The sequence below is a fragment of the Pseudomonas sp. SMV7 genome (assembly GCF_052041995.1).
Taxonomy (GTDB): domain Bacteria; phylum Pseudomonadota; class Gammaproteobacteria; order Pseudomonadales; family Pseudomonadaceae; genus Aquipseudomonas.
This window is the reverse complement of record NZ_JBKGGT010000009.1, coordinates 64,762-89,303: the sequence shown is the minus strand read 5'-3', so window position 1 is coordinate 89,303 and position 24,542 is coordinate 64,762. Positions and strand designations below refer to the sequence as shown.

Annotated in this window: 24 protein-coding genes and 2 pseudogenes; 8 read left to right on the top strand and 18 right to left on the bottom strand. The window is 62.8% G+C overall.

What is annotated here, in order from left to right:
* Window position 1 precedes the first annotated feature (1 nt).
* Window positions 2-198, bottom strand: a pseudogene (locus ACLEJP_RS13230) (addiction module antidote protein); the annotation flags it as partial.
* 99 nt (window positions 199-297) lie between these two features.
* Between ACLEJP_RS13230 and ACLEJP_RS13225 the strand changes: the two are divergent.
* Window positions 298-1,191 carry a bestrophin family protein gene (locus tag ACLEJP_RS13225; protein WP_440807006.1) on the top strand — a complete coding sequence of 298 codons (894 nt, stop codon included), beginning with the start codon at window positions 298-300 and terminating at the stop codon, window positions 1,189-1,191.
* Between the two features lie 178 nt (window positions 1,192-1,369).
* On the opposite strand, the gene phnE is transcribed toward ACLEJP_RS13225, so the two are convergent.
* The 4 genes from phnE to ACLEJP_RS13205 are packed head-to-tail and all read right to left on the bottom strand — an operon-like array spanning window position 1,370 to window position 4,618.
* Window positions 1,370-2,137 (bottom strand): phosphonate ABC transporter, permease protein PhnE, encoded by a 768-nt coding sequence (gene phnE, locus ACLEJP_RS13220; protein ID WP_440807004.1) that lies wholly within the window; start codon window positions 2,135-2,137, stop codon window positions 1,370-1,372.
* A complete protein-coding gene (locus tag ACLEJP_RS13215; protein WP_440807001.1) occupies window positions 2,134-2,961 on the bottom strand; it encodes a PhnE/PtxC family ABC transporter permease in 828 nt (275 codons plus the stop codon). Before ACLEJP_RS13215 ends, phnE begins: the two co-directional genes overlap by 4 nt.
* Complete coding sequence (locus ACLEJP_RS13210; RefSeq protein WP_440806998.1) at window positions 2,955-3,749, bottom strand: phosphonate ABC transporter ATP-binding protein; 795 nt, start codon at window positions 3,747-3,749, stop codon at window positions 2,955-2,957. The genes ACLEJP_RS13215 and ACLEJP_RS13210 overlap by 7 nt, the downstream gene beginning before the upstream one ends.
* 14 nt (window positions 3,750-3,763) lie before the next feature.
* Entirely contained in the window at window positions 3,764-4,618 is an 855-nt protein-coding gene (locus ACLEJP_RS13205) for a putative selenate ABC transporter substrate-binding protein (RefSeq protein ID WP_289133886.1), read from the bottom strand.
* Window positions 4,619-4,745: 127 nt separating this feature from the next.
* Between ACLEJP_RS13205 and selD the strand changes: the two genes are divergently transcribed.
* Together selD and mnmH are read left to right on the top strand one after the other, a co-directional pair.
* On the top strand, window positions 4,746-5,780 hold the full coding sequence (gene selD, locus ACLEJP_RS13200; RefSeq protein WP_440806996.1) for a selenide, water dikinase SelD: 1,035 nt from the start codon (window positions 4,746-4,748) through the stop codon (window positions 5,778-5,780).
* Window positions 5,780-6,892, top strand: a complete 1,113-nt coding sequence (mnmH, locus tag ACLEJP_RS13195) for a tRNA 2-selenouridine(34) synthase MnmH (protein ID WP_440806993.1) — start codon at window positions 5,780-5,782, stop codon at window positions 6,890-6,892. The genes selD and mnmH overlap by 1 nt, the downstream gene beginning before the upstream one ends.
* 823 nt (window positions 6,893-7,715) lie before the next feature.
* Here mnmH and ACLEJP_RS13190 read toward each other — a convergent pair.
* From ACLEJP_RS13190 to hmpA, 13 genes and pseudogenes are all read right to left on the bottom strand, one after another.
* Window positions 7,716-8,102 carry a lysozyme inhibitor LprI family protein gene (locus ACLEJP_RS13190; RefSeq protein ID WP_440806991.1) on the bottom strand — a complete coding sequence of 129 codons (387 nt, stop codon included), beginning with the start codon at window positions 8,100-8,102 and terminating at the stop codon, window positions 7,716-7,718.
* A 20-nt stretch (window positions 8,103-8,122) separates the two neighbouring features.
* Window positions 8,123-8,662 (bottom strand): hypothetical protein, encoded by a 540-nt coding sequence (locus tag ACLEJP_RS13185; protein ID WP_440806988.1) that lies wholly within the window; start codon window positions 8,660-8,662, stop codon window positions 8,123-8,125.
* Between the two features lie 84 nt (window positions 8,663-8,746).
* Window positions 8,747-9,310: a GNAT family N-acetyltransferase gene (locus tag ACLEJP_RS13180; RefSeq protein ID WP_170028318.1), complete on the bottom strand. Its 564-nt coding sequence runs from the start codon at window positions 9,308-9,310 to the stop codon at window positions 8,747-8,749.
* An 88-nt stretch (window positions 9,311-9,398) separates the two neighbouring features.
* Window positions 9,399-9,782: a YkgJ family cysteine cluster protein gene (locus ACLEJP_RS13175; RefSeq protein ID WP_170028317.1), complete on the bottom strand. Its 384-nt coding sequence runs from the start codon at window positions 9,780-9,782 to the stop codon at window positions 9,399-9,401.
* Window positions 9,783-9,941: 159 nt separating this feature from the next.
* A pseudogene (locus tag ACLEJP_RS13170) lies at window positions 9,942-11,068 on the bottom strand (hypothetical protein).
* Between the two features lie 116 nt (window positions 11,069-11,184).
* The gene (alaC, locus tag ACLEJP_RS13165) at window positions 11,185-12,393 is read right to left on the bottom strand and encodes an alanine transaminase (RefSeq protein WP_225780460.1); all 1,209 of its coding nucleotides are present in this window, start codon (window positions 12,391-12,393) and stop codon (window positions 11,185-11,187) included.
* A gap of 333 nt (window positions 12,394-12,726) precedes the next feature.
* Window positions 12,727-13,614, bottom strand: a complete 888-nt coding sequence (cyoE, locus tag ACLEJP_RS13160) for a heme o synthase (RefSeq protein WP_170028315.1) — start codon at window positions 13,612-13,614, stop codon at window positions 12,727-12,729.
* Window positions 13,615-13,625: 11 nt separating this feature from the next.
* On the bottom strand, window positions 13,626-13,958 hold the full coding sequence (gene cyoD / locus ACLEJP_RS13155) for a cytochrome o ubiquinol oxidase subunit IV (RefSeq protein ID WP_003259128.1): 333 nt from the start codon (window positions 13,956-13,958) through the stop codon (window positions 13,626-13,628).
* Window positions 13,958-14,581 carry a cytochrome o ubiquinol oxidase subunit III gene (gene cyoC / locus ACLEJP_RS13150; RefSeq protein ID WP_063911281.1) on the bottom strand — a complete coding sequence of 208 codons (624 nt, stop codon included), beginning with the start codon at window positions 14,579-14,581 and terminating at the stop codon, window positions 13,958-13,960. Before cyoC ends, cyoD begins: the two co-directional genes overlap by 1 nt.
* 3 nt (window positions 14,582-14,584) lie before the next feature.
* Window positions 14,585-16,603 (bottom strand): cytochrome o ubiquinol oxidase subunit I, encoded by a 2,019-nt coding sequence (gene cyoB / locus ACLEJP_RS13145; RefSeq protein WP_063911280.1) that lies wholly within the window; start codon window positions 16,601-16,603, stop codon window positions 14,585-14,587.
* Window positions 16,604-16,606: 3 nt separating this feature from the next.
* Window positions 16,607-17,551, bottom strand: a complete 945-nt coding sequence (cyoA, locus tag ACLEJP_RS13140; RefSeq protein WP_015268993.1) for a ubiquinol oxidase subunit II — start codon at window positions 17,549-17,551, stop codon at window positions 16,607-16,609.
* Window positions 17,552-18,109: 558 nt separating this feature from the next.
* Complete coding sequence (locus tag ACLEJP_RS13135; RefSeq protein WP_225780459.1) at window positions 18,110-18,616, bottom strand: disulfide bond formation protein B; 507 nt, start codon at window positions 18,614-18,616, stop codon at window positions 18,110-18,112.
* A gap of 376 nt (window positions 18,617-18,992) precedes the next feature.
* Complete coding sequence (hmpA, locus tag ACLEJP_RS13130) at window positions 18,993-20,171, bottom strand: NO-inducible flavohemoprotein (RefSeq protein ID WP_440806984.1); 1,179 nt, start codon at window positions 20,169-20,171, stop codon at window positions 18,993-18,995.
* Between the two features lie 154 nt (window positions 20,172-20,325).
* Between hmpA and norR the strand changes: the two genes are divergently transcribed.
* The 5 genes from norR (at window position 20,326) to ACLEJP_RS13105 (ending at window position 24,377) form a co-directional block, all read left to right on the top strand.
* The gene (norR, locus tag ACLEJP_RS13125; protein ID WP_440806981.1) at window positions 20,326-21,879 is read left to right on the top strand and encodes a nitric oxide reductase transcriptional regulator NorR; all 1,554 of its coding nucleotides are present in this window, start codon (window positions 20,326-20,328) and stop codon (window positions 21,877-21,879) included.
* 69 nt (window positions 21,880-21,948) lie between these two features.
* The gene (locus tag ACLEJP_RS13120; protein ID WP_225780456.1) at window positions 21,949-22,848 is read left to right on the top strand and encodes a chemotaxis protein; all 900 of its coding nucleotides are present in this window, start codon (window positions 21,949-21,951) and stop codon (window positions 22,846-22,848) included.
* A gap of 87 nt (window positions 22,849-22,935) precedes the next feature.
* The gene (locus ACLEJP_RS13115; protein ID WP_440806978.1) at window positions 22,936-23,247 is read left to right on the top strand and encodes a hypothetical protein; all 312 of its coding nucleotides are present in this window, start codon (window positions 22,936-22,938) and stop codon (window positions 23,245-23,247) included.
* Window positions 23,244-23,978 carry a YkgJ family cysteine cluster protein gene (locus tag ACLEJP_RS13110; protein WP_440806975.1) on the top strand — a complete coding sequence of 245 codons (735 nt, stop codon included), beginning with the start codon at window positions 23,244-23,246 and terminating at the stop codon, window positions 23,976-23,978. The genes ACLEJP_RS13115 and ACLEJP_RS13110 overlap by 4 nt, the downstream gene beginning before the upstream one ends.
* 174 nt (window positions 23,979-24,152) lie before the next feature.
* On the top strand, window positions 24,153-24,377 hold the full coding sequence (locus tag ACLEJP_RS13105) for a hypothetical protein (RefSeq protein ID WP_289133871.1): 225 nt from the start codon (window positions 24,153-24,155) through the stop codon (window positions 24,375-24,377).
* Window positions 24,378-24,542: the final 165 nt, after the last annotated feature.

Here is a 24,542-nt window from a genome sequence, read left to right as displayed (position 1 = left end):
GTCAGCGTGGCAATGCGTGGGGCTGGACGAGAAGATCCACACCAAGGCACGAATGACTTTCAGCACAGTGTCAAAGCGAGGCTTTGCGCCTGGGCTCAGCGCCTTGTACAGGCTTTCTCTGCCCAACCCGCTCTGGGTTGCGATCTGTGTCATCCCTCGTGCCCGAGCGATATGGCCAAGCGCTCGGATGATTTCCTCCATCCGACAGCTACAAAATCCCTTGCAACAATCCCCCGCCGAACCTTCGCCCTACCTCGACGTCGGATCCTGCATCTGCCCATTCTCGAGGTACCCCGCGTGAAAGACATCATCCTCCGCAAGTACCGCCTGGCCGTGAAGACCATCGGTTATATCGGCTGGTCGCTGTTCTGGCTGCTGATCTGGGATGTGCTGGTCACCATCGACTTCATGCTGTTCTTCAACAGCAAGTTCACCCTGCCGCTGATCCCGTTGACCTTGCTGGGTTCTGCGCTGGTGGTGCTGGTGAGTTTTCGCAACAGCAGCGCCTACAACCGCTGGTGGGAGGCACGCACGTTGTGGGGGGCGCTGGTCAACAGTTCGCGCAGCTTCGCCCGGCAGACCCTGACCTTGATCGACGACCCGGATGATGCACTCAACCCGGTCAAGGCCACCCTGCTGCGTCGGCATATCGCCTATGTGAACTGCCTGGCGGCGCACCTGAAGGGCGAGAGCTGTCCGGATGAGCTGATGGCCTTCATCCCGCCCGCAGAGTTCGAACGGCGCAACCGCTCGAACAACTTCGCCAACGACATCCTCAGCGGCTCGGCGGCCCTGCTGGCGCGGGAGTACCAGGCCGGACGGCTGGACAGCATTCGCCTGGCGCGCCTGGAGTCGACGCTGGTAGACCTGTCCAATGCCCAGGGTGGCATGGAGCGGATCGCCAACACCCCGCTCCCCTACCCCTATGTGTATTTCCCGCGGCTGTTCATCACCCTGTTCTGCCTGATCGTGCCGGTGGGGCTGGTAGAGTCGCTGGGTTGGTTCACCCCGCTGGCGTCGACGGTGGTGGGGTTCATGCTACTGGCGATCGAGCGGATCGGAACAGACTTGCAGAGCCCGTTCCGCTTCAGTGAGCACCAGATCCAGATGGACAGCATTTGCGAGACGATCGAGCGCAACCTGGAGTCGATGCAGCGGGAAGCGCAATGTGCCGAAGTGGTTGGTGCGTGAACGATTCCGATACTACGCAAGCATCTGCCTTGCTCGGGTCCTAAACCCCTGCGCGATCCTTGTAGGAGCGGCTTCAGCCGCGATCACCGGCACCGCCGGTGCCAGCCACCGCGTCGCCTGCTTCGCGGATAAATCCGCTCCTACAGCGCCAGCCTGGAGAGCAGCCCCCGGCTACCGATCAGGCGCGCACGTAGCGCTGGCGCAACACATCACTCAAGGCATCCACCAGCAACACCAGCACCAGCATGCCCATGATCACCGTGCTGGCCTGGGCCTCCTGGAACAGGCTCAAGGTGGTATACAGCATCTGCCCCAAGCCACCCGCCCCGACGAACCCCAGCACACTGGCCATGCGGATGTTGTTTTCCCAGCGGTACAAGCTGTAGGCCAGCAACTGCGGCCACAGGTTGGGCAAGGTGCCGAAGCAGAACGCCGCCAGCTGGCTGCCACCCAGCAAGCGGATGGCCATCGCCGGCTCCGCTGGCGCGTTCTCCAGGGCCTCGGCAAACAGCCGCCCCAGCACCCCGGCGGTGTGCAGCGCCAGGGCCAGGGTACCGGCATTGGGCCCCAACCCGGCCGCCAATACCGTCAGCGCGGCCCACACCAGCTCCGGAATGGCCCGCAGGGCATTGAGCAGCAACCGCGCACAGCCCTGCAGCGGCCAACCGAAGCGGCCCGCGGCCGGTAGCGCCAGCATCAGGCCCAGCAACATCGCCAATAACGTGCCCAGGCCGGACATGGCCAAGGTCTCCAAGGCGCCATGCGCGACCGCGGACAGGTGCCCGGCTGACAGGTCCGGGTGCAGAAAACGCCCGGCATATTCCCCCATCTGCCCCAGCCCGCCATTGCCGAACAGCGCTTGCCAGTCCAGCTCAAGGTATGCGAACGAGGCGACCACCGCGGCGACTATGGCCCCGAGCAGCAGCAGGTTGAGCGCCCGGTTCATGCCAGCCTCCAGCGCAGCAAGCGGCTGAGCAGGTCGGCCAGCATCACCAGCACCAGGAACGTCAGCAGCATGCTCGCCACTTCCGCCCCCGCGAACATGCGCATCGACAGGTCGATCTGCTGCCCCAGCCCACCGGCACCGACGAAGCCCATCACCACCGAGGCCCGCACCGCACATTCCCAGCGATACACGGTATACGACACCACTTCCGATGCAGCACTGGGCAGGATGCCGTAGAGAAACGCCGCCAACCTGCTACTGCCCGCCTGCAGCAGCGCATGGGCCGGGCGCTGGTCGACCGACTCGAAGATTTCGGCGTAGACCTTGCCGAGCATGCCGCTGTAAGTAATGGCGATAGCCAGCACACCGGCCGTCGGCCCCAGCCCGACAGCCCGCACGAACAGCAACGCCCAGACGATTTCCGGCACGCTGCGCAGGAATATCAGCAGCCAGCGCACCGGCAGGCGCAGCATGCGTGACCACAGCCCGGCATGACCACCACGCGAGGCCGCGCGCAAGGACAGGGCCCGGCTGGCCAGCAGCCCGGCCGGGACCGCCAGCAACAAGGCCAACGCCATCCCGGCGGTGGCCACAGCCAGGGTCTGCAAGGTGGCTTCATACAGCAGCGCCAGGAAGTCAGCAGTGTGAGCCGGCGGCCAGAAGGCGCTGGTAAAACTGGCGATCTGCTGGCGGTTCTGCGCTTGTAGCAGCACCCCCGGGTTCAGCTCGCTCAATTGCACGCCCGGCCACAACACCAGTACCGCCAGCAGGGCCAGCAGCAACCTCGGCGGCAAGGCCGGGTCGCGCGCGTCAGCCTTCAGCATCGCGGAATCTGCACAGTCAGCGTCGGCCCCTGTGGCGGCGCCGGCACCAGCTGTTCGTTGGCATACAGCGCATCGAGCAACTGCTCGGTCACCGCTTGCGCCGGGCAGTCGAACACCACCTGCCCGTCGCGAATTCCAATCACTCGCGGAAAGTGCGCCAGCGCCAGTTCCACCGCGTGCAGGCTGGCCACCAGGGTCACGCTATTGGCCTGGGCGTGACGGTTGAGCAAGGCCAGGCTGTGGTCAGCCAGCACTGGGTCCATGGCCGACACCGGCTCATCGGCCAACAACACGTGCGGCTGCTGGTACAACGCCCGGGCAATGCCCACGCGCTGCAACTGGCCGCCGGACAATTGCCCACACTGCACGAACAGTTTGTCGGCCAGCCCCAACTCGGCCAGGGCCTGGCGCGCGCCAGGCACATCGCTCGGGTACAACAGGTTGAGCAAGCCTCGCAGCACGCCCCACTGCCCCAGGCGGCCGGCCAGCACCGCCGTCACCACCCGCTGGCGCGGCGGCAACGGCGGCGCCTGATGCACCAGGCCAACCCGCGCACGCAGGCGCTGCCGTGCCCTGGCGGACAACGCCCAGGGCTGCTTACCGAGCAACTCCAGGCGCCCGCTGCTGGGCTGGATTGCCGTGGCCATCAGGTGCAGCAAACTGGACTTGCCTGCCCCCGACGGCCCGATGATGGCGACGCGTTCGCCCTGGCAGATACGCAGGTTCACCGCATCAAGCGCACGCACCTGGCCATGGCGCAGGCCGGCGCCGTGCAGCTGAATGGCCACTTCACAAGAGTCTGTCACTTGAGCAGGCCGGCCTCGCGTGCAGCCTGCTCGGTGCCCACGTAGTTCTCAGGCTTGGTTTCGATGAAGCGGCTGGCGGCCTGCAGGTCCAGAATGGCCTTGTGCTCCGGGTTGGCCGGGTCGAGGTCGAGGAATGCCTTCTTGATCTTTTCCTTCAGCGCCGGGTCCATGTTGCCGCGCACGGTCCAGTTGTAGTCGAAGTAGGTCGGGGTGGTGGCGAACACCTTCACCTTGGCGGTATCGACCTTGCCGGCATCGACCAGCTTCTGCCAGACACTGGCGTTGAGCACGCCGCCATCGACCTTGCCGGCTTGCACCCAGGCCACCGTGGCATCGTGGGCGCCGGAATAGGCCACTCGGCTGAAGTAGTCTTCAGGCTTGATGTTGTCCTGCTTGAGCATGAAGTAACGCGGCATCAGGCTGCCCGAGGTGGACGAGATGGAACCGAAGGCAAACGACTTGCCCTTGAGGTCGGCCAGGCTTTTCACGTCGGGGTTGGCGGTGATGAACTTGGAGGTGAACTGAGCATCCTGCTCACGCTGTACCAGCGGCGTGGCGGTCGGGTCCTTCAGGTGTACCTGGACGAAGGTGAAACCACCCAGCCAGGCCAGGTCGAGGCGATCGGAGGCCAGCGACTCGACCACTGCCGGGTAGTCGGCAACCGGTACGAACTTCACTTCCATGCCCAGCTGCCTGGCCAGGTATTCGCCCAACGGCTTGAACTTGCGCTGCAGTTCGGTCGGCGCTTCGTCGGGAATGGCGCTGACCCGCAGGGTTTCAGCAGCCTGGACGACAACGGCACAGCAGGACAGCACGAGGCCGGCGGCGAGCGCCAGTGGGCGTTTGAGCATGGGTGTTCTCCGGTTCAATAGCGGGGAAAGGCCGGCCCTTTGCGCCGACCACGGGAATTATAAGAGGCGCGGGCGCAAAGGCCAGCTTTGCTACAATCGCGCAATAATTTGACCTGCCGAGGTACACATGAGCGAGCCGATTCGCCTGACCCAGTACAGCCATGGTGCCGGCTGTGGCTGCAAGATCTCCCCCAAGGTGCTGGATGTGATCCTCGCCGAAAGCGGCGCCCAGGCCCTGGACCCGAAGCTGTGGGTCGGCAACGCCTCGCGCGACGACGCTGCCGTGTATGCGCTGGACGACGAACGCGGCGTGGTCTCGACCACCGACTTCTTCATGCCAATCGTCGATGACCCGTACGACTTTGGCCGCATCGCCGCCACCAACGCCATCAGCGACATCTATGCCATGGGCGGCGACCCGCTGATGGCCATCGCCATCCTCGGCTGGCCAGTCAACGTGCTGCCGCCGGAAGTGGCCCGCGAAGTGATTCGCGGTGGCCGTGCGGTGTGCGCCGAAGCCGGCATCCCGCTGGCCGGCGGCCACTCCATCGATGCCCCCGAGCCGATCTTCGGCCTGGCCGTCACTGGCGTGGTGAACAAGCGCCACCTCAAGCGCAACGATACCGCCAGCGCCGGCTGCCGCCTGTACCTGACCAAGCCGCTGGGCATCGGCATTCTCACCACTGCCGAGAAAAAGGCCAAACTGCGCGCGCAGGACCAAGGCCTGGCCCGTGACTGGATGTGCACCCTCAATACCCCCGGCAGCCGCTTCGGCAAGCTGGACGGGGTCAAGGCGATGACCGATGTCACCGGCTTTGGCCTGCTCGGCCACCTGGTGGAACTGGCCGAAGGCAGTGGCCTCACCGCGCATCTCGACTACGCAGCGGTGCCGCGGCTGCCGAGTGTCGAATACTACCTGGCCGAGGGCTGCATCCCCGGCGGTACCCTGCGCAACTTCGACAGCTACGGGCACAAGATCGGCCCCCTCACTGAAGACCAGAAGCACCTGCTGTGCGACCCGCAAACCAGCGGCGGCCTGCTGGTGGCGGTCACCCCGGACGGGGAAGCCGAGTTCCTCGCCGAAGCCGCCGGGCTGGGCCTGCAATTGGCAGCGATCGGCCGGTTGGTCGAGCGACAGAGCCATGCGGTCGAGGTGATCTGATGCGCTCCGACTGCACCGACTTCCGCCAGCTGTTCCTCGATGACGTGCCGATGATGGACATGCGCGCACCTGTCGAATTCGCCAAAGGCGCCTTCCCGGGCGCTATCAACCTGCCACTGATGACCGACCAGGAGCGGCAGAAGGTCGGTACCTGCTACAAGCAACAGGGCCAGGCCGCCGCCATCGCCCTGGGCCACCAGTTGGTCAGTGGCGCCACCAGACAAGCCCGCCTGGAGGCCTGGGCGGCGTTTGCCCAGGCTCACCCGGAGGGTTACCTGTACTGCTTCCGTGGTGGCTTGCGCTCGCAGATCGTGCAGGGCTGGCTGCGTGATGAAGCGGGTATCCATTACCCGCGGGTCAAAGGTGGCTACAAGGCCATGCGGACCTTCCTGCTGGAAACCACTCAGCAGGCAGTGGTGCAATGTGATTTCGTGCTGGTTGGCGGCCTGACCGGCACCGGCAAGACCGATGTGCTGCACCAACTGGACAATGTGCTCGACCTGGAAGGCCACGCCAACCATCGCGGCTCCAGCTTCGGCAAACGCGCCACTGCGCAGCCGGCGCAGATCGACTTCGAAAACACGTTGGCCATCGACGTGCTGAAGAAGCGCGCCCGTGGCATCGAGCAGTTCGTACTGGAAGATGAAGGCCGCATCGTAGGCAGTTGCACGGTGCCGCTGGAGCTGTACCAGGGTATGCAGCAGTATCCGCTGGTATGGCTGGAAGACAGCTTCGCCAACCGGGTGGAACGGATTCTGCGCGACTACGTGATCAACCTCAGCGCCGAGTTCGTCAGTGTGCATGGCGAAGAAGACGGCCCTCGGCTGTTCACCGAACGCATGCTGCAGAGCATGGCCAACATCCACAAGCGCTTGGGCGGAGAGCGCTATCAGCGGCTGTCGGAAATCCTCCGCCTGGCCCTTGAGGAGCAGCAGCGCAGCGGTGCGGTGGACTTGCATCGAGGCTGGATCGAAGGCTTGCTGAACGAGTACTACGACCCGATGTACGCCTACCAGCGCGCAGCCAAGGCCGAGCGTATCGAGTTTGCCGGGGATGCCGTGGAAGTGCGCGAGTACCTCAAGGCCCGGGCGCTACGCGAACCGCGCAAGTAGCACCGAGGCCGCTTCGCGCCCCATCGCCGCGGTTCATCGCCACGACAAGCCTGCTCCCACAGGTACAGCGTGAACCTCGGGATTGCGCCGTCCCCTGTGGGAGCGGGCAAGCCCGCGAAGCAGGCGACGCGGTGGCTGGCACCGGCTGCGCCGGTGTTCGCGGGCATGCCCGCTCCCACAGGAATCGCGCTAGCTTTTGGAAATTGGGCAGGACAGTTGCTCTCACCCCACCCGCGCCGCCCTCAGGGCCTGCGCAGTACATGTGGGTACAAGCCTGCTCCCACAGGTACAGCGTGAACCTTGGGACTGCGCCGTCACCTGTGGGAGCGGGCAAGCCCGCGAAGCAGGCGACGCGGTGGCTGGCACCGGCTGCGCCGGTGTCCGCGGGCACGCCCGCTCCCACAGGAATCGCGCTAGCTTTTGGAAATTGGGCAAGACAGTTGCTCTCACCCGCCCGCGCTGCCCTCAGGGCCTGCGCAGTACATGTGGGAACAAGCCTGCTCCCACAGGTACAGCGTGAACCTTGGGACTGCGCCGTCACCTGTGGGAGCGGGCAAGCCCGCGAAGCAGGCGACGCGGTGGCGGGCACCGGCTGCGCCGGTGTTCGCGGGCATGCCCGCTCCCACAGGAATCGCGCTAGCTTTTGGAAATTGGGCAAGACAGTTGCTCTCACACCACCCGCGCCGCCCTCAGGGCCTGCGCAGTGCATGTGGGAGATCGCCCAATCCTTTGGGCTGCGCTGTCGCGCAGAGAACCGAGTTCGCGAGCGGTCTGTGTACCTGTGGCAGCGGCTTCACCCGCGAAGAGGCCAAATCAGGCGGCCTTACTGCCCCGGGCTGAGCACCCGCTCCAGCTCCGCTGCGCGATCACGGGTCATGTCCATCAGGCATGTACCACCTTCCAGTACCGCCATGGTCCCGCCACTGGCCTGCACATGGAACTGGCAATTGCCATCGCGGTAAGCCAGCCACGTGCGCTGCACATCCCGCAGGCGCTTCTGCTGCCCGGCATCGAGCTTGCCCATCAGTTGCTTGTACACGCGGTTCAGGCGCTGGTCCTGCACTTGCGTTTCAGCCTTGATGCATTCATTCATGGCCACGGTGCTGGACGCCTTGTCCATGCACTTGCCATAGGCCGCCGTGTAGTCATCGGCCATTGCCGATGGCAGCGCGCAGGCCAATGCCAGGCCGGTCAGGTAATGCTTGATCATGCAAACTCTCCTTATGGGTTTCAAAGCGTCTGCGGCTGCGCTTGCGGCATCAGCACCCTGCCCGGCTCAAAGTGCAACGTCGGCATCTGCGTCGCGGCATAGAACGCCACGCCCAACGCCGCAACCAGCACCACGTCCAGCCAGCTCCAACCCGGCATATCGGCGGCACTGCGCGCCTTCCAGCAATACCCGGCCTGCCCCAGGCAGAACACCATCATCGCCGCCAGCCACAGGTAGAACCCGGCACCAAAGCCGGTACGCTCATGAAACGCGTAGCTCTGGTTGTCCGGCAAGCGGTCAATTCCGAAACTGCTGGCAGCCAGGTACAGCGCAACCAGGCCGGCCAGGAGCGCCAGCCGGCGGAACCGTCGATGGGCCAGGATCGCCAGCGCCAGCAATGGGTTGGCGAACCACTGATACATGCCGAAAGGCAGGCCCCATGGCCCATACAACAGCATCTGCAAGGCGGGCATGTGACGGTCGCCACTCATCAGCGCGCCATCGAAGAACAGTGCGAGCAGGTACAGCAGCAAGCTGGCGCTCAGGTAGAAAACGGGCAAGGGGCATACCTGGGGAAAGGAACAGGCTGTGACCATAACCCAGCCCCTGCCCCGCTTCCAAACCTTCGATGGGATGTCATGCGGTCAGGCAACCGGCGGCTCCAGCAGCAGGCCATAGATACCGGAATCGGACAGCTCGCCAGCCACGCACCAGCGCGCGCGCAGGGTACCTTCGAGCACGAAGCCCTGGCGTTCGAGGGTACGTGCCGAGCCTTGGTTTCGTGGGTCGATTTCGCCTTCCAGGCGGCGCATGTGCAGGGTGTGGGCGAGGTAGTCGATGAAGCAGGTCAGCGCCTCGTCCATGTAGCCTCGGCCCTGCATTGCGCTGGCCAGGCAATAACCGATCTCGCCACGACGCGAGACATCGTCGATGTTGAACAGCTGGACCATGCCGATCAGTTCACCGTTGTCGCGCCGGTACATGCCCAGCTTGAGCTGGTCACCGTTGGCATAGGCTTCACGATCGGCGGCCAGGGCGCTTTCGGCTTCGGCCAGGTCTTGCCAGGGCGCATGATGCCAATAGCGCATGACCTCGGGGTCGGCCATGATCGCCAGCCATTGCGCTGCATCGGCATGGCGCATGGGGCGCAATTGCAGACGCGGGCTGTCCAGGCAGAGGTCACTGGGGAAACTGCGGGGTGGGGTCACGCCGGATCTCCTGTCCATGGCTGGGGAAATGACAGTTTAACGTCAAGCGCACGGTTCAGGCATCCGGGTGGCCCGCGCAGGCTGGCGCTCAGGCCACCTCGGCGCCGTCATCCGGCCAATGCGGCTCATTGGCCCCTGGCGGTGTCAGCGGTGGCAGCCCATATGCCGCCCGCGCATCGTCACAGCTGGGGTTGTGTACCCCACCCACCCACGACGCTTCGAACTCGCGGCAGGGGCTGGAGCGGTTGGCGTAGATGGTACATGCCACCTGCTGGCCGATCTCGCCCTGCAGGCTGATACAGCGGCAGGGCTTGGCGTCGGTGCCGATCATGGCAACACGGGTGGGATTGATCTGTACCACCAGGTCGTCCGGTACCAGGCCGCCGGAAGACTGGCATTCGCCCCAGAAGAAGGACACACGGAAGTACCCGCAGCAGGCGCCGCAGTCAAGGCAAGGGTTATATTCGGACATGATGGCACGGAGGGAAGGTTGTTGTTATCGGGGCTGGCCCGCGGCGCCATTTTCAATCCAAGCCGGGGCTGCTGGATAGGGGGGCAACGCAAAAATATTTGCCGCTGATCCGGCGGCCTGCCAAAGGCGACCGGCAGCGGTGCCGATCGCCCGTTCTTGTCAGCAGATCGCCTTGTAGGTCGCGGCATCCACGCGCTGCAGAGCAAGCCCTGCGCTCGGGTCATAATCACCGCCCTGCACTTTGCTGAAGTAGGTGCACGCTTCGCCGCAGTGCACCATGCGGTCGTTCGTCTCACCCTCGGTGATTACGGTGTAGGACTTGCTGCGCATGGCCTGATATTGGCTATCCGCTGCCGCCATCACCTGGTTTTATTTCATCAACTGGCTGTCGTCCAGGGCCAGGCGCTTGTCGAGCTGCGTCCCCCAGCGGGTGAGGCAGACCTCGGCGAAGTGACGAACGATCAGCCCCGGTTCTACCAGCACCTCGCCGACACCGGCACCATCCGCCGATGCGTTGCCGACGAGCGTGGCATGGCGGCCTGGCATGGGGTAGATGCTGGTCTGCGTCCCGCTGGCGACCGAAGGAATCACACAGGCAAAACCTTTGGAGCACTCATCGCGCGAGTAGAAACCTACGTATTCTCTGACGTTATCCGCCAAGGTCACGCGCTCGGCCTGGACATTGCCGACCCCGGGCACCGGATCGATGGTGAAGATGTTCACGGGTACGCCACGCAACACCGGGTCCTGAGCCATGGCATTGGCCAGCATGTGGCAGCTTATCCCTCCCCTGCTCCAGCCAACCAGATTGACCTGAGTCGGAATGGCGGCTTGCGGAACATGCTGATGATCCGTTCCTGCAGTTCCTGGGGCGTCGGGTGGCGGTCACCATAGTCATAGGTGCGCCAGAACCAGGACGCGGTGGAGGAAGGGTCCGGAACAGGAACCCCGGCCTCCTTCAGGCGCTGGTAGTCTTGCTCGCTCAGCTTGGTACGCTGCCAGTTGCTTTCGCCTTTGATCACCTGCAGCACATGGTTGACGTTCTCTTCCCAGCCACGCCCAAACAGCTGGCCGGTCCAGTTGAAATAGCCGCCGGGCTCGACGAACAGGTTGTCATCCTGCAGGTTGCCGCTGCCGGGGCCATCCACGGCGATCCAGTGGGCGAACTCGCGGCCTTGATCGTTGCTGGCCAGGGTAGATACCAGCTCGCCGTTCCAGAAGTTGGGGTTGGCGTGATCGAAGCGGTGGGAGCCGGTACCGCAGAAATAAGCGGTGAAAACACTCATGGGCAGGCTCTGTAGTGAGAAATGAGTGCTGAAGATAGATTCACCTACGGAGGGAACGCAGGCGGAAAGCTCGCCCCTGCTGCGGAATCGGGGCTGCTTTGCAGCCCCGACAAAAATTACCTGCGGGCCAGGCCATCGGCCCGAAACATCTGCCGTATTCCGCGGATCGCCTGGCGAATGCGGTCCTGGTTCTCGATCAGGGCGAAGCGCACGTGGTCATCACCGTAGTCACCGAAGCCGATTCCCGGCGATACGCACACCTTGGCCTCGGCCAGCAGCTTCTTGGCAAACTCCAGCGAACCCAGGTGCGCGTACTCCGGCGGGATCTTCGCCCACACGTACATCGAGGCCTTGGGGTTCTCGACCATCCAGCCCAGCTCGTGCAGCCCTTTCACCAGCAAGTTGCGGCGCTGACGGTACTGTTCGGCAATGTCGCGAACGCATTGCTGGTCGCCTTCCAGCGCAGCGATGGCGGCTACCTGCAGCGGGGTGAAGGTGCCGTAGTCGTGGTAGCTCTTGATCCGCGCCAGGGCACTGACCAGCTCCGGGTTGCCGACCATGAAGCCGATCCGCCAGCCGGCCATGTTGTAGCTCTTGGACAGGGTAAAGAATTCCACGGCGATGTCCTTGGCCCCCGGCACCTGCATGATCGACGGTGCTTTCCAGCCGTCGTAGACGATGTCGGCATAGGCCAGGTCATGCACCACCAGAACCCCATACTGCTTGGCCAGGGCCACCACGCGCTCGAAGAAATCCAGCTCGACGCATTGCGCGGTGGGGTTGGACGGGAAGCCAAGAATCATCATCTTCGGCTTGGGGATCGACTCGCGAATGGCCCGCTCCAGCTCGTTGAAGAAGTCCACGCCCGGCACCAGCGGCACCGAACGCACCTGGGCCCCGGCGATTACCGCACCGTAGATGTGGATCGGGTAGCTGGGGTTGGGCACCAGCACCGTATCGCCCTGATCGAGCGTGGCCAGCATCAGGTGCGCCAGGCCTTCCTTCGAGCCGATGGTGACGATGGCTTCGCTTTCCGGGTCGATGTCGACCTCGTAGCGTTCCTTGTACCAGTTGGAAATGGCCCGGCGCAGGCGCGGGATACCGCGAGAGGTGGAATAGCCGTGGGTGTCTTCGCGCTGGGCGACCTGCACCAGCTTCTCGACAATGTGCGGTGGCGTGGCGCCATCGGGGTTGCCCATGCTCAGGTCGATGATGTCCTCGCCGCGGCGGCGGGCAGCCATCTTGAGTTCGGCAGTGATGTTGAAGACGTAAGGGGGGAGACGATCGATGCGCGCAAAGCGGCGCGGCGAACCTGGGTTGGCCATGGCTTCCTCTGAGTACGTAAGCGCCCGGAACCGTCCGAGCGACGTTGGCCGATGTGGCGGCCTGGATCAGAAGATAGTGCCGAAACAGGAATCTTGTAAAGGGTAATTTCCTGTTTTTATAGAATTTTTCAGATGTATTTTTTAAAAATCTGAATTTTATGTTTTCAGGACGGGCCTCTTCGCGGGCTCGCCCGCTCCCACCGATACGGCGCAGTCTCGGGGCCGGGAGTAACCCTATGGGAGCGGGCGGGCCCGCGAAGCGGCCGGCACAGGAAAGCGCCTATAAAAAAACCCCGGCACATGGCCGGGGTTTTCGTGAAACAGGCAGCAGTCTCAGCGTGCGTAAGTCATCAGCACGTCCGCGGCGGTCTGGCTGTCCACCCCCATCATCACGCTGAGCGCAGTGACAGTGAGGATGGAGAAGCCGAACACCTTGCGCGCCCACTTGCTGTCGTCCTCGGCCTTGTAGCCACCCCAGGCCATGTACAGCCAGTACAGGCCCATGGCGGCTGCCACGGCCAGGTAGCCGAGGCCAGCGTAACCGCCGAGGGTCAGCATCAGGGTGGCGAGGACGAAGGCCAGCACGTACAGCACGATCTGCTTCTTCGCCGCCAGAACACCGCGCGCCACCGGCAGGACCGGGATGTTGGCAGCGCTGTAATCCTTGAAGCGGAAGATCGCGATGGCAAAGCTGTGCGGCATCTGCCACAGGCTGAACATCACCAGCAGGGTGACCGCAGCCAGGTCGAAGCTGTTGCTCACGGCGCAGTAGCCGATCACCGGAGGCATGGCACCGGACAGGCTGCCGACCAGGGTGCCGTGCACCGATTTGCGCTTCAGCCACAGGCTGTAGAAACCGACGTAGACGATGAAGCCGATCAGCGCGCAGAACGCCGACAGCGGGTTGGCCTGGACATACAGCAGGCTGAAACCCGCCACCCCGAGCAGGGTGGCGTAGATCAGCGCGAGGGGCAGCGGCATGCCGCCCTGGACCATGACGCGGTTCTTGGTGCGTTCCATCTTCTGGTCGATGTCGCGGTCGATGCAGTTGTTGAACACGCAACCGGACGCGACTACCAGCGAAGTACCCACTACCACCGCCAGGAACAGGGCGAAATCCACATGGCCCTTCGCGGCAAGGAAGAAACCGCCTGCCACGGAAAGCACGTTACCGAAAATGATCCCCGGTTTGGTGATTTGGATAAAGTGCTTAACGGACATGCAGTCTTACCTCACTTGGCCAACATTTCGAAGTGGATGCTGAACATGATCCACAGCGACAGGCCTACCAGCAGCGCGATCACCAAGGTGGTGAACAGGAACGTCGAAACGTTGTTGCGTTGCTCTTTCGAGCGGTCCATGTGCAGGAAGTACACGAGGTGTACGACTACCTGGATCACGGCCATGGCAACAATGATCAGAACGGTCAGGTTCTTCGGCAGGCTTGGCGACATCGCCAGGCCGAACGGGATCGCCGTCAGGATGATCGACAGGATGAAGCCGATCATGTACGACTTGACGCTGCCGTGGTTACCTTCGTGATGAGTGTCGTGTGCGTTAGCCATTACAGAACTCCCAGCAGGTAGACGACGGTGAATACGCAGATCCAGACCACGTCCAGGAAGTGCCAGAACAGGCTCAGGCAGCTCATGCGGGTCTTGGCGGTCGGCGTGATGCCGTGCTTGTTGATCTGGTACATCATGACTGCCATCCAGATCAGGCCGGCGGTCACGTGCAGGCCGTGGGTACCTACCAGGGCGAAGAAGCCCGACAGGAAGCCACTGCGGTTCGGGCCGAAGCCTTCGCCGATCAGGTGATGGAATTCATAGATTTCCATCGCGATGAAGCCTGCACCGAACAGGAAGGTCACAGCCAACCAGCCCAGTACGCCAGCTTTCTTGCCATCGAACATCTTCAGCATGGCGAAGCCGAAGGTGATCGAGGACAGCAGCAGGAACAGCGTTTCAACAGCTACGAAATCGAGCTGGAAGATGTCATGACCCGACGGGCCGCCGGCAAAACTGCCGGACAGCACCGCGTAGGTGGCGAAGAGCGACGCAAACAGGATGCAGTCGGTCATCAGGTACAGCCAGAAACCCAGTACGGTCATCTGGCCCGAGTCGTGGTGGTGGTCGTCATGCCCATGGTCGTGACCATGAGCAGCACCGTGCATTACTTGACTGGACATTGATTACACCCGCTCAAACGATTCGACACGTGCGCCGGCAGGCAGAGCACCTGCTTTGGCCAGCGCTTTCATGCGCTCGCCTTCGATGCGCGCCACTTCTTCGGCCGGAACCATGTAGCCCTGGTCGTCACGCGCCGCGTGGCGAACGAAGACAGCGATGGTTGCAACCAGGCTCGCGCCAACCAGCCACCAGATGTGCCAGATGAAGGCGAAGCCGAAGACGGTCAGGAACAGGCCCATGAACAAACCGGTGGAGGTGTTGCTCGGCATGTGGATCGCTTCGTACTTGGCCGCCGGCTTGTAGGCAACACCGGCTTCCTTGGCTTCGTGCCAGGCGTCCAGGCCAACCTTCTCAGGCATGTGAGCGAAGTTGTAGAACGGAGGTGGCGACGAAGTCGACCATTCCAGGGTACGGCCGCCCCATGGGTCGCCGGTCACGTCCAGGTTCTGGTTGCGGTCGCGAACCGATACGTACAGCTGGATCAGCTGGCAAGCGATACCGAACAGGATCAGCACAGCGCCGACAACGGCTACGTACAGGTAGGGTTCCCACAGCGGGTTGTCGGAGTGGTTCAGACGACGGGTCATGCCCATGAAGCCCAGGGCGTACAGCGGCATGAACGCTACGTAGAAGCCCGAGATCCAGAACCAGAAGGCAGCTTTGCCCCACTTCTCGTTCAGGGTGAAACCGAAGGCTTTCGGGAACCAGTAGGCGAAGCCGGCGATGTAGCCGAATACCGCACCACCGATGATCACGTTGTGGAAGTGGGCAATTACGAACAGGCTGTTGTGCAGGACGAAGTCAGCACCCGGAACAGCCAGCAGAACGCCAGTCATGCCACCGATGGAGAAGGTGATCATGAAGCCCAGGGTCCACATGATCGGCGCGGTGAAGCGCAGACGGCCCTGGTAGATGGTGAACAGCCAGTTGAACAGCTTCACACCGGTCGGAATGGAGATCAGCATCGTCGCCAGGCCGAAGAAGGTATTGACGCTGGCGCCGGCACCCATGGTGAAGAAGTGGTGCAGCCATACAGCGAAGCCCAGCACGGCGATCGCGCCCGATGCATAGATCATCGAGTGGTGGCCGAACAGACGCTTGCCGGAGAAGGTCGAGGTAACTTCCGAGAACACACCGAAGGCCGGCAGGATCAGGATGTAAACCTCAGGGTGACCCCAGGCCCAGAACAGGTTGACGTACATCATCGGGTTCCCACCAAGCTCGTTGGTGAAGATGTGGAAGTCCAGATAACGGTCAACAGTCAGCAGGGCGAGTGCAGCGGTCAGGATCGGGAAGGAAGCCACGATCAGCACGTTGGCCCAGGTGCAGGTCCAGGTGAAGATCGGCATGTCCATCAGCTTCATGCCAGGTGCGCGCATCTTCATCACGGTGACGAGGAAGTTCACACCGGTCAGCGTCGTACCCAGGCCTGAGAGCTGTAGCGCCCAGATGTAGTAGTCGACACCCACCCCAGGGCTGTACTGGATGCCCGCGAGCGGCGGATAGGCAACCCAGCCGGTCTTGGCGAATTCACCAACGCCCAGCGAGATGTTGACCAGCAGCACGCCTGCCAGCAGCAGGTAGAAGCTCAGCGAGTTCAGGAACGGGAAGGCAACGTCACGTGCACCGATCTGCAGCGGAACCGCCAGGTTCATCAGGCCGGTGAAGAACGGCATCGCCATGAAGATGATCATGATCACACCGTGAGCGGTGAAGATCTGGTCATAGTGTTCAGGCGGCAGGTAGCCTTCGGAGCCACCGGTAGCGGCAGCCAGCTGGGTACGCATCATGATGGCGTCGGCAAAGCCGCGCAGCAGCATGACCATCGCGACGATGATGTACATCACCCCGATCTTCTTGTGGTCGACAGTCGTCAACCACTCGGTCCACAAGTAGGTCCACTTGCGGAAGTAGGTGATAGCACCGACGACAGCGATACCACCGAGCGCAATCATGGCAAGTGTCACCATGACTATCGGCTCGTGATAGGGTATCGCCTCCAGGCTTAGTTTACCGAACATCTCTTACTCCTCTGCACCGGCAGCTGGTTGCATACTCGATTCCACACCCTTGGTAGTGGCCAGATCTTTGCTGCCTGCTTCTTCGTGGCTCGGACGACCGCGGTTCATGCCTTCGTACTTGTCGACGATCAGCTGGAACTGGTCAGGCGAAGCCTCGCTGTACAGCGCGACCGGGTTGTTTTCGCTTGGTTTGGCCAAGGCGTCGTATTCGGCCTTGTCCAGCTTCTTCGGCGACTGCTTGACCTCGGCGACCCACTTGTCGAAGTCTTCCTGGGAGGTGGCAGTAGCCTTGAATTTCATGCCGGTGAAGCCAGCACCGCTATAGTTGGCGCTGATACCGTCGAACTCGCCGTTTTCGTTGGCGATCAGGTGCAGCTTGGTGGTCATGCCGGCCATGGCGTAAATCTGGCCGCCCAGGCCCGGGATGAAGAACGAGTTCATCACGGCGTCGGAAGTGACGCGGAAGTTGACCGGGGTGTTAGCCGGGAAGACGATCTTGTTGACCGTGGCGATACCCTGCTCCGGGTAGATGAACAGCCATTTCCAGTCCAGCGCGACCACGTCGATCTGCACCGGCTTCACATCGGAATCCAGCGGGCGATACGGGTCCAGCTTGTGGGTGGAGTGGTAGGTGAAGTAGCCCAGGGCGATGATGATCAGGATCGGGATGATCCACACCGCGGCTTCGATCTTGGTCGAGTGCGACCAGTCGGGGGTGTAGGTGGCGGCCTTGTTGGAAGCACGGTACTTCCAGGCGAAAACCACGGTCATGATGATGACCGGAATCACCACCAGCAGCATCAGACCGGTAGCGATGAGGATCAGGTTCTTTTGCTCAATGCCGACCTGGCCCTTCGGGTCGAGCAGGGTCCAGTTGCACCCACTGAGTAAAAGCATGCCTAAAAAGGGCAATATGCCAAACAGTCTGGGGTAACGCTTTTTACTCATCTCACGACCTCTAGATCAGCTTGCTTCAATGCAATTTGTGTTTTGGTAGCCAACACTTCGTCCTGCCAAGTGCGGCATTTCGCGCCCGTACTCGCTCCTGCCCGGGTCCGACTGCAGGGCCTTGGCGTCAAGCGGGTTAGCGGTGCTTATGGTTTCGTAGGCAACAGGCCTGTACTTCAGACCAAGTCCATTTGGTGCGGGAAAACGCGGAGGGGGGTCCGCCCGGTATCGCCGTTGGGCGAAACTTGACGAAGTCAGCAAAAAGGAGCGCTGGGGCTTCCTTCAATCCTGCGACTCGCAAGCAGTGCCGAACGGAAATTGGGGGCGATTGTAGATAGGTCGCCAACCCTTGACTATGACTTATTGAGCAACAGTCTTTTACCGAATCGGTAACAATACTGCTCAAAAATTCAACTTCGCGACAGTTTGTCGCACCCCGCTTGCTAGGCCTCAAAGCCGCATTCTGCAAGGCCTGGGGCTTGATCTGGGTCAAGCGGGGAGCAACTTTTCGCTCTTCTCATGCAGCGCAAAAGACACCACGCAATTCGGTACTTTTGTCTAAGCCCGGCGTCGGTTGCGGTAGATCCCGAGCGGAACCAGGACAGCCGTCAGGACAAACGCCAGCAAGGCCCATTGCGCCAGGGACAAGCCGAGGATCGGCGGATACGGCGTGCTGCAGAAACCGTCGACCTGGAACACCAGCGGCCAGAGCTTGGCCAGCGGCAGGTCGTCCACGATGGGTTGCAGGGTATCGATGCCACAACTGACCATGGGGTTGGCGAGTATATACACATGGTTGCCAGCCGCAACGATTCCGCCGACGGCGCTGAGCACGACCAGGGCCTCGAAGAAGGTCAGGCTGCGGCGCCCGGGCATCGCCGCCGCGATGAAGGCGAACAGGGCAATGAACAGCAGCGCATAACGCTGCAGGATGCACAGTGGGCACGGCGCCTCGCCGAGCACGATCTGCATGTAGAGGGCGCCGCCGATCAGCGAAATGCAGATCAGGCCCAACAGCACCAGAAAGCGCCGTTCCCGATTCAGGCGCGATGTTTGTTCGTTCATTGCCGGTTCCTTCGATGGATAGTGGCAGCGTGGTCCGCCTGCCTGGCGCAAGTCTACACGCTGGGCAGGGCCTGTGAGCGTGCCGAGGAAGCAGCGTGATAGCGCGGCGCGGGGCTATCCGGTGTGGCTGAGACCGGCCGCAGCGACGTCGGTTCAACGTCGGGCGGCAAAAAGCGGCTGCCCGAGTGCCGCGCAGGGCCAGGCCCCTCGACACCCGGGAGTGAAGGATACCGTGATTAAAGGAGAATTAAAGATGAAACCTATATAGCGGTTTTCATCGTTCTTATATATAGGCACAAGGTGGGATAGGTTACTTACAAACCTGTACCGGCCCTATCGCGGGGCCACCCGGGAAGAGGCCGGTACAGGCGCTACATCACTCCAGCGCAGCCGCCGGCCCGAAGAACTCGTACCGGCTCTGCTGCTCCGGCACACCCAGGCCCTTCAGCTGGCGCTTGACCGCCGCCATGAAGCCCTTGGGCCCGAGGAAGTAGGCATCCACATCACGCTCCTGCGGCAGCCACTCGGCCAGCAGGTCTTCACTGAGCAAGCCCACCGCATCGGCCGCGGCGCTCTGCTCCGGCTCGGCATAGCAATAGAAGCGCTTGAGCTGGGGATGACGTGCAGCCAGGCCGTCCACCCAGTCACGGAAGGCATGCACGGCACCGTTGCGTGCACAATGGATGAAATGCACCTCGCGCCGGGTTTGCAGGGCCGCCTGCAGCATCGCCAGGGTCGGGGTAATGCCGACACCGCCGCTGATCAGTACCAGCGGCTTGTCGCTGGCCGCCAGGGTGAAGTCACCCGCCGGCGGGAACAGCTGCAAGGTATCGCCTAGCGCCAGCTGGTCATGCAGGTAGTTGGAGACCTTGCCGCCCGCCTCGCGCTTGACACTGATGCGGTATTCCTTGCCGTCGCAGAGTGCCGACAGCGAATAGTTGCGGCGCTGCTCGGCACCGTCGATGTCCAGCTTCAGGCCGATATACTGGCCAGGTTCGGCCTTGAGCACCGGCTTGCCATCCACCGGGGCAAAGTAGAACGAGACGATCTCGCTGCTTTCCTGCTCACGGCGTACCAGGCGGAACTCACGGGTACCGCGCCAGCCACCTTCGGCGTGTTCTTTCTGATGGTAGAGGTTCTCTTCAGCGCCAATCAGGATGTCGGCCAGCTGGCCATAGGCCGCGCCCCAGGCCTCGATGACCGCAGGGGTGGCGATGTCCTTGCCCAGCACTTCTTCGATGGCACGCAACAGGCAACTGCCGACGATCGGGTAGTGCTCCGGCAGAATCTGCAAGGCGACGTGCTTGTTGATGATCTGACCGACCAGGCCGCCCAGCTGCTCCAGCTGGTCGATATGGCGGGCATACATCAGCACGCCGTTGGCCAGGGCGCGTGGTTGATCCCCGCTGGCCTGGTGGGCCTGGTTGAACAGCGGGCGCACCTGCGGATACTCACTGAGCATCATCTGGTAGAAGTGGGTGGTCAGCGCCTCGCCGCCGCTTTCCAGCAGAGGGACAGTGGCCTTGATGATTGCACGTTGTTCGGCATTGAGCATTGCAGCAACTCCTGAGCCTGTGGCTTCGAATGACTGCCATGGCTATTTCAGCAATCGTGCCAGGTTTTATCTCCAGCAAAATCAGGTGCTTGACGGCCATCATGTCAAAACGACCCGGCGCAGCGTATAGTCATATCGACCTATAGGAGTCCGTATGACTGCAAAGCCGTTGCTCACCACCCTGCTTCCTCTGGTCAGCGACCTGTCCCGCGACCTGCCGGACCAGGAACGTTACCGCCGCCTGTTGCAGGCCATGCGTGGGCTCCTGCCATGCGACGCCGCCGCGCTGCTGCGCCTGGACGGTGAGTGGCTGGTGCCGCTGGCGGTGGACGGCCTGAGCGCGGATACCCTCGGCCGGCGGTTCCGGGTCAGCGAGCATCCGCGCTTCCAGGTCCTGCTCAGCCGCCCGGAACCCACCCGCTTCGCCAGTGACTCCGAATTGCCCGACCCTTATGACGGCCTGGTCAACGCCGCCGATGCCAACCTGGAAGTTCATGACTGCATGGGCTGCCCGCTGATGGTCGATGAGCGCCCCTGGGGCCTGGTCACGCTGGACGCCCTTACCCCAGGGCAGTTCCAGAGCCTGGAGCTGGATGCCCTGCAGGCCTTTGCCAGCCTGGCCGCTGCCACGGTCACCGTGGCCGAGCGTATCGAACACCTGGCCCTGCGCGCCGAAGACGAGCACCACCGTGCCGAGATCTACCGCCAGGCCAGCGGCCAGGACAAGGAACTGATAGGCCAGAGCCCGGCGCACAAGCGCCTGGTAGAGGAAATTCGCCTGGTCGGGGGCAGCGACCTGACCGTGCTGATCACCGGGGAGACCGGTGTCGGCAAGGAGCTGGTGGCGCAAGCCCTGCACCGAGCCAGCAACCGCGCCGAAAAGCCGCTGATCAGCCTCAACTGCGCCGCATTGCCCGATACCCTGGTGGAAAGCGAACTGTTCGGCCATGTACGCGGCGCCTTCACTGGCGCCCACGGCGAGCGCCGGGGCAAGTTCGAGCTGGCCAATGGCGGCACGCTTTTCCTCGACGAAGTGGGTGAACTGCCGCTGACCGTGCAGGCCAAGTTGCTGCGGGTATTGCAGAGCGGCCAGCTGCAGCGCCTTGGCTCTGACCGCGAGCACCAGGTGGACGTGCGCCTGATCGCCGCCACCAACCGCGACCTGGCGGCAGAGGTGCGCAGCGGCAACTTCCGCGCCGACTTCTACCACCGCCTCAGTGTCTACCCGCTGCAGGTACCACCGCTGCGCGAAAGAGGCCGCGACGTGCTGCTGTTGGCTGGCTACTTTCTCGAACAGAACCGTTCGCGCCTGGGCCTGAACAGCCTGCGCCTGAGCAGTGGCGCCCAGGCGGCACTGCTGGCCTACGACTGGCCGGGCAACGTGCGGGAACTGGAACACCTGATCGGCCGCTCCGCGCTCAAGGCACTGGGCCAGCACGCCGACCGACCACGCATCCTCACCCTTGAAGCCATCGACCTGGACCTGCGCGCGACGGTAGCGCCGGTCACGCTACCCGCTCCTGCCGCGCCCCTGCAGGAAGCGGCGCTGCCCGAGGGCGGCCTGCGCGAAGCCGTCGACCTCTACCAGCGTCAACTGATCGAAGCCTGCCTGCACCGGCAGCAACACAACTGGGCGGCCGCCGCCCGCGAACTGGGCCTGGACCGGGCCAACCTCAGCCGTCTGGCCCGGCGCCTGGGGTTACGCTGACGAGGTGTCGCTAAAGCCCGAACAGATCAGGCCGATAACCGGTTACCCCTGTTCCCGACGAAGGTCACCATGGCCACGCAAAATGCCCGCGCGGACTCGCTGTCCCTGCTGCTGTTCACGCTGCGCAGCGGCAAGTTGATGGCAATCAACCTGCTCAAGGTCAGCGAGATCATCCCCTGCCCACCGCTGACCAAGCTGCCCGAGTCGCACCCTCACGTGAAAGGCGTGGCGACCCTGCGCGGCAACCCGCTGTCGGTCATCGACCTGTCCCGCGCCATCGGTGAACGGCCTTTGGCCGACCCGGACGGCGGCTGCCTGATCGTTACCGAGATCAGCCGCTCGCGCCAGGGCCTGCATGTGCAGGCGGTCAGCCGCATCGTGCATTGCCTGAGCACCGACATCAAACCGCCGCCCTACGGCTCGGGCAGCCGCTCGTTCATCACCGGCGTCACCCGGGTCGACAATACCCTGGTGCAGGTGCTGGACATCGAAAAAGTCATCCACGCCATCGCCCCGCCGGCACCCGAGCCACCCCACAGTACCCTGAGTGAAGAAGACGTCAGCCTGTTGGCCGCCGCCAACATCCTGGTGGTGGACGACAGCCAGGTGGCCCTGCAACAGTCGGTGCACACCCTGCGCAACCTCGGCATCGAATGCCACACCGCGCGCAGCGCCAAGGACGCCATCAATGTGCTGCTGGAGCTGCAGGGCACCGCACAGGAAATCAACATCATCGTCTCCGACATCGAAATGTCCGAGATGGACGGCTACGCTTTCACCCGCACCCTGCGCGAGACCCCGGATTTCCAGCACCTCTATATCCTGCTGCACACATCGCTCGACAGCACCATGAGCGCCGAGAAGGCCAGGCTGGCCGGGGCCAATGCCATTCTCACCAAGTTCTCCTCGCCGGAGCTGACCGATTGCCTGGTGGTGGCAGCGCGTACCGTGGTGTTCGCCGAGCGCTGACAAATCCTGCGACAAACTCCCCGGCTTGCCACTGGGGTTGAGACGGGCATAATCGCGCCTCTCGCAAGCCACTTGCCGGAATCGTCCATGAAATTCTTCAGCGCTATCCTCATCACCTGTACCCTGTTCAGCGCTACCGCCCAGGCCTCCAGCAGCCAGGCCTGGAACGAGCAGCGCCAGCAGATGCTCAAGGCCTGCCTGGCAGCCAGCCAGTTCAAGGACGCCCATGTTCGCAGCAAGCCTGCCGAGTTCGATGACCAGGTCGGCATGAGCGCCCTGCTGATCGAGGGCGTCTACCCACAGCAGCACATGCAGCAGCGTACCGGCACCGAACTGTGCCTGTACGACCGTCGGCAGCAACGGGCCTTCATCAACGAATGGAGCCCGGAGGTCAAGTGACCGACAGCCTGCGTTTCGCCTGCACCGGCTGCGGCAAGTGCTGCACCGGCCATCACGTGCCCTTGACCCTGGACGAAGCCCGTCACTGGGCGGCAGATGCCGGCCAGGTGGTGGTGCTGATCGAAGCTTTCGTGACCGATGGCCCCGGCATGCCGCTGGAGCAGCGTGAGCATGTAATGCGCCGTTCCCATCCCGTGCGCTGCGGCACTGGCGAAGTACGCGTCGCGGTGACCTTTGCCGCATTCAACCCCGGGCGCTGCCGCAACCTCGACGACAATGACTTGTGCACCATCTATGACCGTCGCCCGTTGGTCTGCCGTATCTATCCGGTAGAGATCAACCCGCATATCCCGCTGCGGCCAGCAAGCAAGGACTGCCCGCCGCAAGCCTGGCAGCAGGGGCCTCAGCTGATTCACGGCACGCAACTGCTCGATGCCGGCCTGCAGGCACTGGTGCACGCCTCGCGTCAGGCCGACAGGGACGATATCGCGGCCAAGGTGCAGGTATGCCAGGCGTTAGGCATGACTACCAGTGCGCTAAAAGGCAATGGCTTTACGGCTTACCTGCCCGACATGGGCGCGTTTGCCGCAGCCCTGGCGCAACTGCCGGAACACGACGGGGCAGCTTGGACCCTCCATGTCGAGGACCAGGCGCTAGGGGCGAGTTTGCAGGAATACGGCTTGCACATAACCCGCGAACCCCCGCTGTACTACGCCTTCATCGGCTTCTGAACAAGCCGTCCCGTCTAGCGCGGGGTTTCCGGCGAATGCCCCATTGCCTTGCAGTGCAATCGTTACCTTTTGCGCAACAGTGCTTATCGCACTTCGCTCTGTTTCAGGTGTATTGAAAGGGCTAACTTTAGCCCTGTCCTCATTAGCACTTGCACTGCAAGAAGGTAGTTTCAAATGTCCAACAGTAAGGGTATTGCCAGCGTCTTCGTCCTGTCTTCCCTGTTGTTGTCGCCGCTGGCCATGGCCGAAGAATCGCAGGCTTTCATTACCCGTAACGCCGAGTTTGCCGCCGTTCATCAAGAGGCTCGCGATGCCATAGCCGCACAGCAGTCCGATGCCACCAAAGACGCAAACCAGACAGCTTCCAAAGTTTCTGTCGAGGCCAATGCCGACAGCTGAGCAAGCGCTGTTGCTGCTCCCGTTTTCCCTTGGCTACGCCATGGGCACCACCGGTGCCGATATGTTAGCCTTTTAAAGCCGCTGCCAATCAGCGGCTTTTTTTATGTGCTTCAACTCTCAGCCAGGCTGTAACGTTCACCAATAAAAACACGCACATTCGAAAAT

Bases quoted from the DNA above. Each gene is read 5' to 3' on its own strand.
- phnE (WP_440807004.1), bottom strand. From the start codon at position 2,137: ATGAACCGGGCGCTCAACCTGCTGCTGCTCGGGGCCATAGTCGCCGCG.
- ACLEJP_RS13215 (WP_440807001.1), bottom strand. From the start codon at position 2,961: ATGCTGAAGGCTGACGCGCGCGACCCGGCCTTGCCGCCGAGGTTGCTG.
- ACLEJP_RS13205 (WP_289133886.1), bottom strand. From the start codon at position 4,618: ATGCTCAAACGCCCACTGGCGCTCGCCGCCGGCCTCGTGCTGTCCTGC.
- selD (WP_440806996.1), top strand. From the start codon at position 4,746: ATGAGCGAGCCGATTCGCCTGACCCAGTACAGCCATGGTGCCGGCTGT.
- mnmH (WP_440806993.1), top strand. From the start codon at position 5,780: ATGCGCTCCGACTGCACCGACTTCCGCCAGCTGTTCCTCGATGACGTG.
- ACLEJP_RS13190 (WP_440806991.1), bottom strand. From the start codon at position 8,102: ATGATCAAGCATTACCTGACCGGCCTGGCATTGGCCTGCGCGCTGCCA.
- ACLEJP_RS13175 (WP_170028317.1), bottom strand. From the start codon at position 9,782: ATGTCCGAATATAACCCTTGCCTTGACTGCGGCGCCTGCTGCGGGTAC.
- alaC (WP_225780460.1), bottom strand. From the start codon at position 12,393: ATGGCCAACCCAGGTTCGCCGCGCCGCTTTGCGCGCATCGATCGTCTC.
- cyoE (WP_170028315.1), bottom strand. From the start codon at position 13,614: ATGTCCGTTAAGCACTTTATCCAAATCACCAAACCGGGGATCATTTTC.
- cyoD (WP_003259128.1), bottom strand. From the start codon at position 13,958: ATGGCTAACGCACACGACACTCATCACGAAGGTAACCACGGCAGCGTC.
- cyoC (WP_063911281.1), bottom strand. From the start codon at position 14,581: ATGTCCAGTCAAGTAATGCACGGTGCTGCTCATGGTCACGACCATGGG.
- cyoB (WP_063911280.1), bottom strand. From the start codon at position 16,603: ATGTTCGGTAAACTAAGCCTGGAGGCGATACCCTATCACGAGCCGATA.
- cyoA (WP_015268993.1), bottom strand. From the start codon at position 17,551: ATGAGTAAAAAGCGTTACCCCAGACTGTTTGGCATATTGCCCTTTTTA.
- ACLEJP_RS13135 (WP_225780459.1), bottom strand. From the start codon at position 18,616: ATGAACGAACAAACATCGCGCCTGAATCGGGAACGGCGCTTTCTGGTG.
- hmpA (WP_440806984.1), bottom strand. From the start codon at position 20,171: ATGCTCAATGCCGAACAACGTGCAATCATCAAGGCCACTGTCCCTCTG.
- norR (WP_440806981.1), top strand. From the start codon at position 20,326: ATGACTGCAAAGCCGTTGCTCACCACCCTGCTTCCTCTGGTCAGCGAC.
- ACLEJP_RS13120 (WP_225780456.1), top strand. From the start codon at position 21,949: ATGGCCACGCAAAATGCCCGCGCGGACTCGCTGTCCCTGCTGCTGTTC.
- ACLEJP_RS13115 (WP_440806978.1), top strand. From the start codon at position 22,936: ATGAAATTCTTCAGCGCTATCCTCATCACCTGTACCCTGTTCAGCGCT.
- ACLEJP_RS13105 (WP_289133871.1), top strand. From the start codon at position 24,153: ATGTCCAACAGTAAGGGTATTGCCAGCGTCTTCGTCCTGTCTTCCCTG.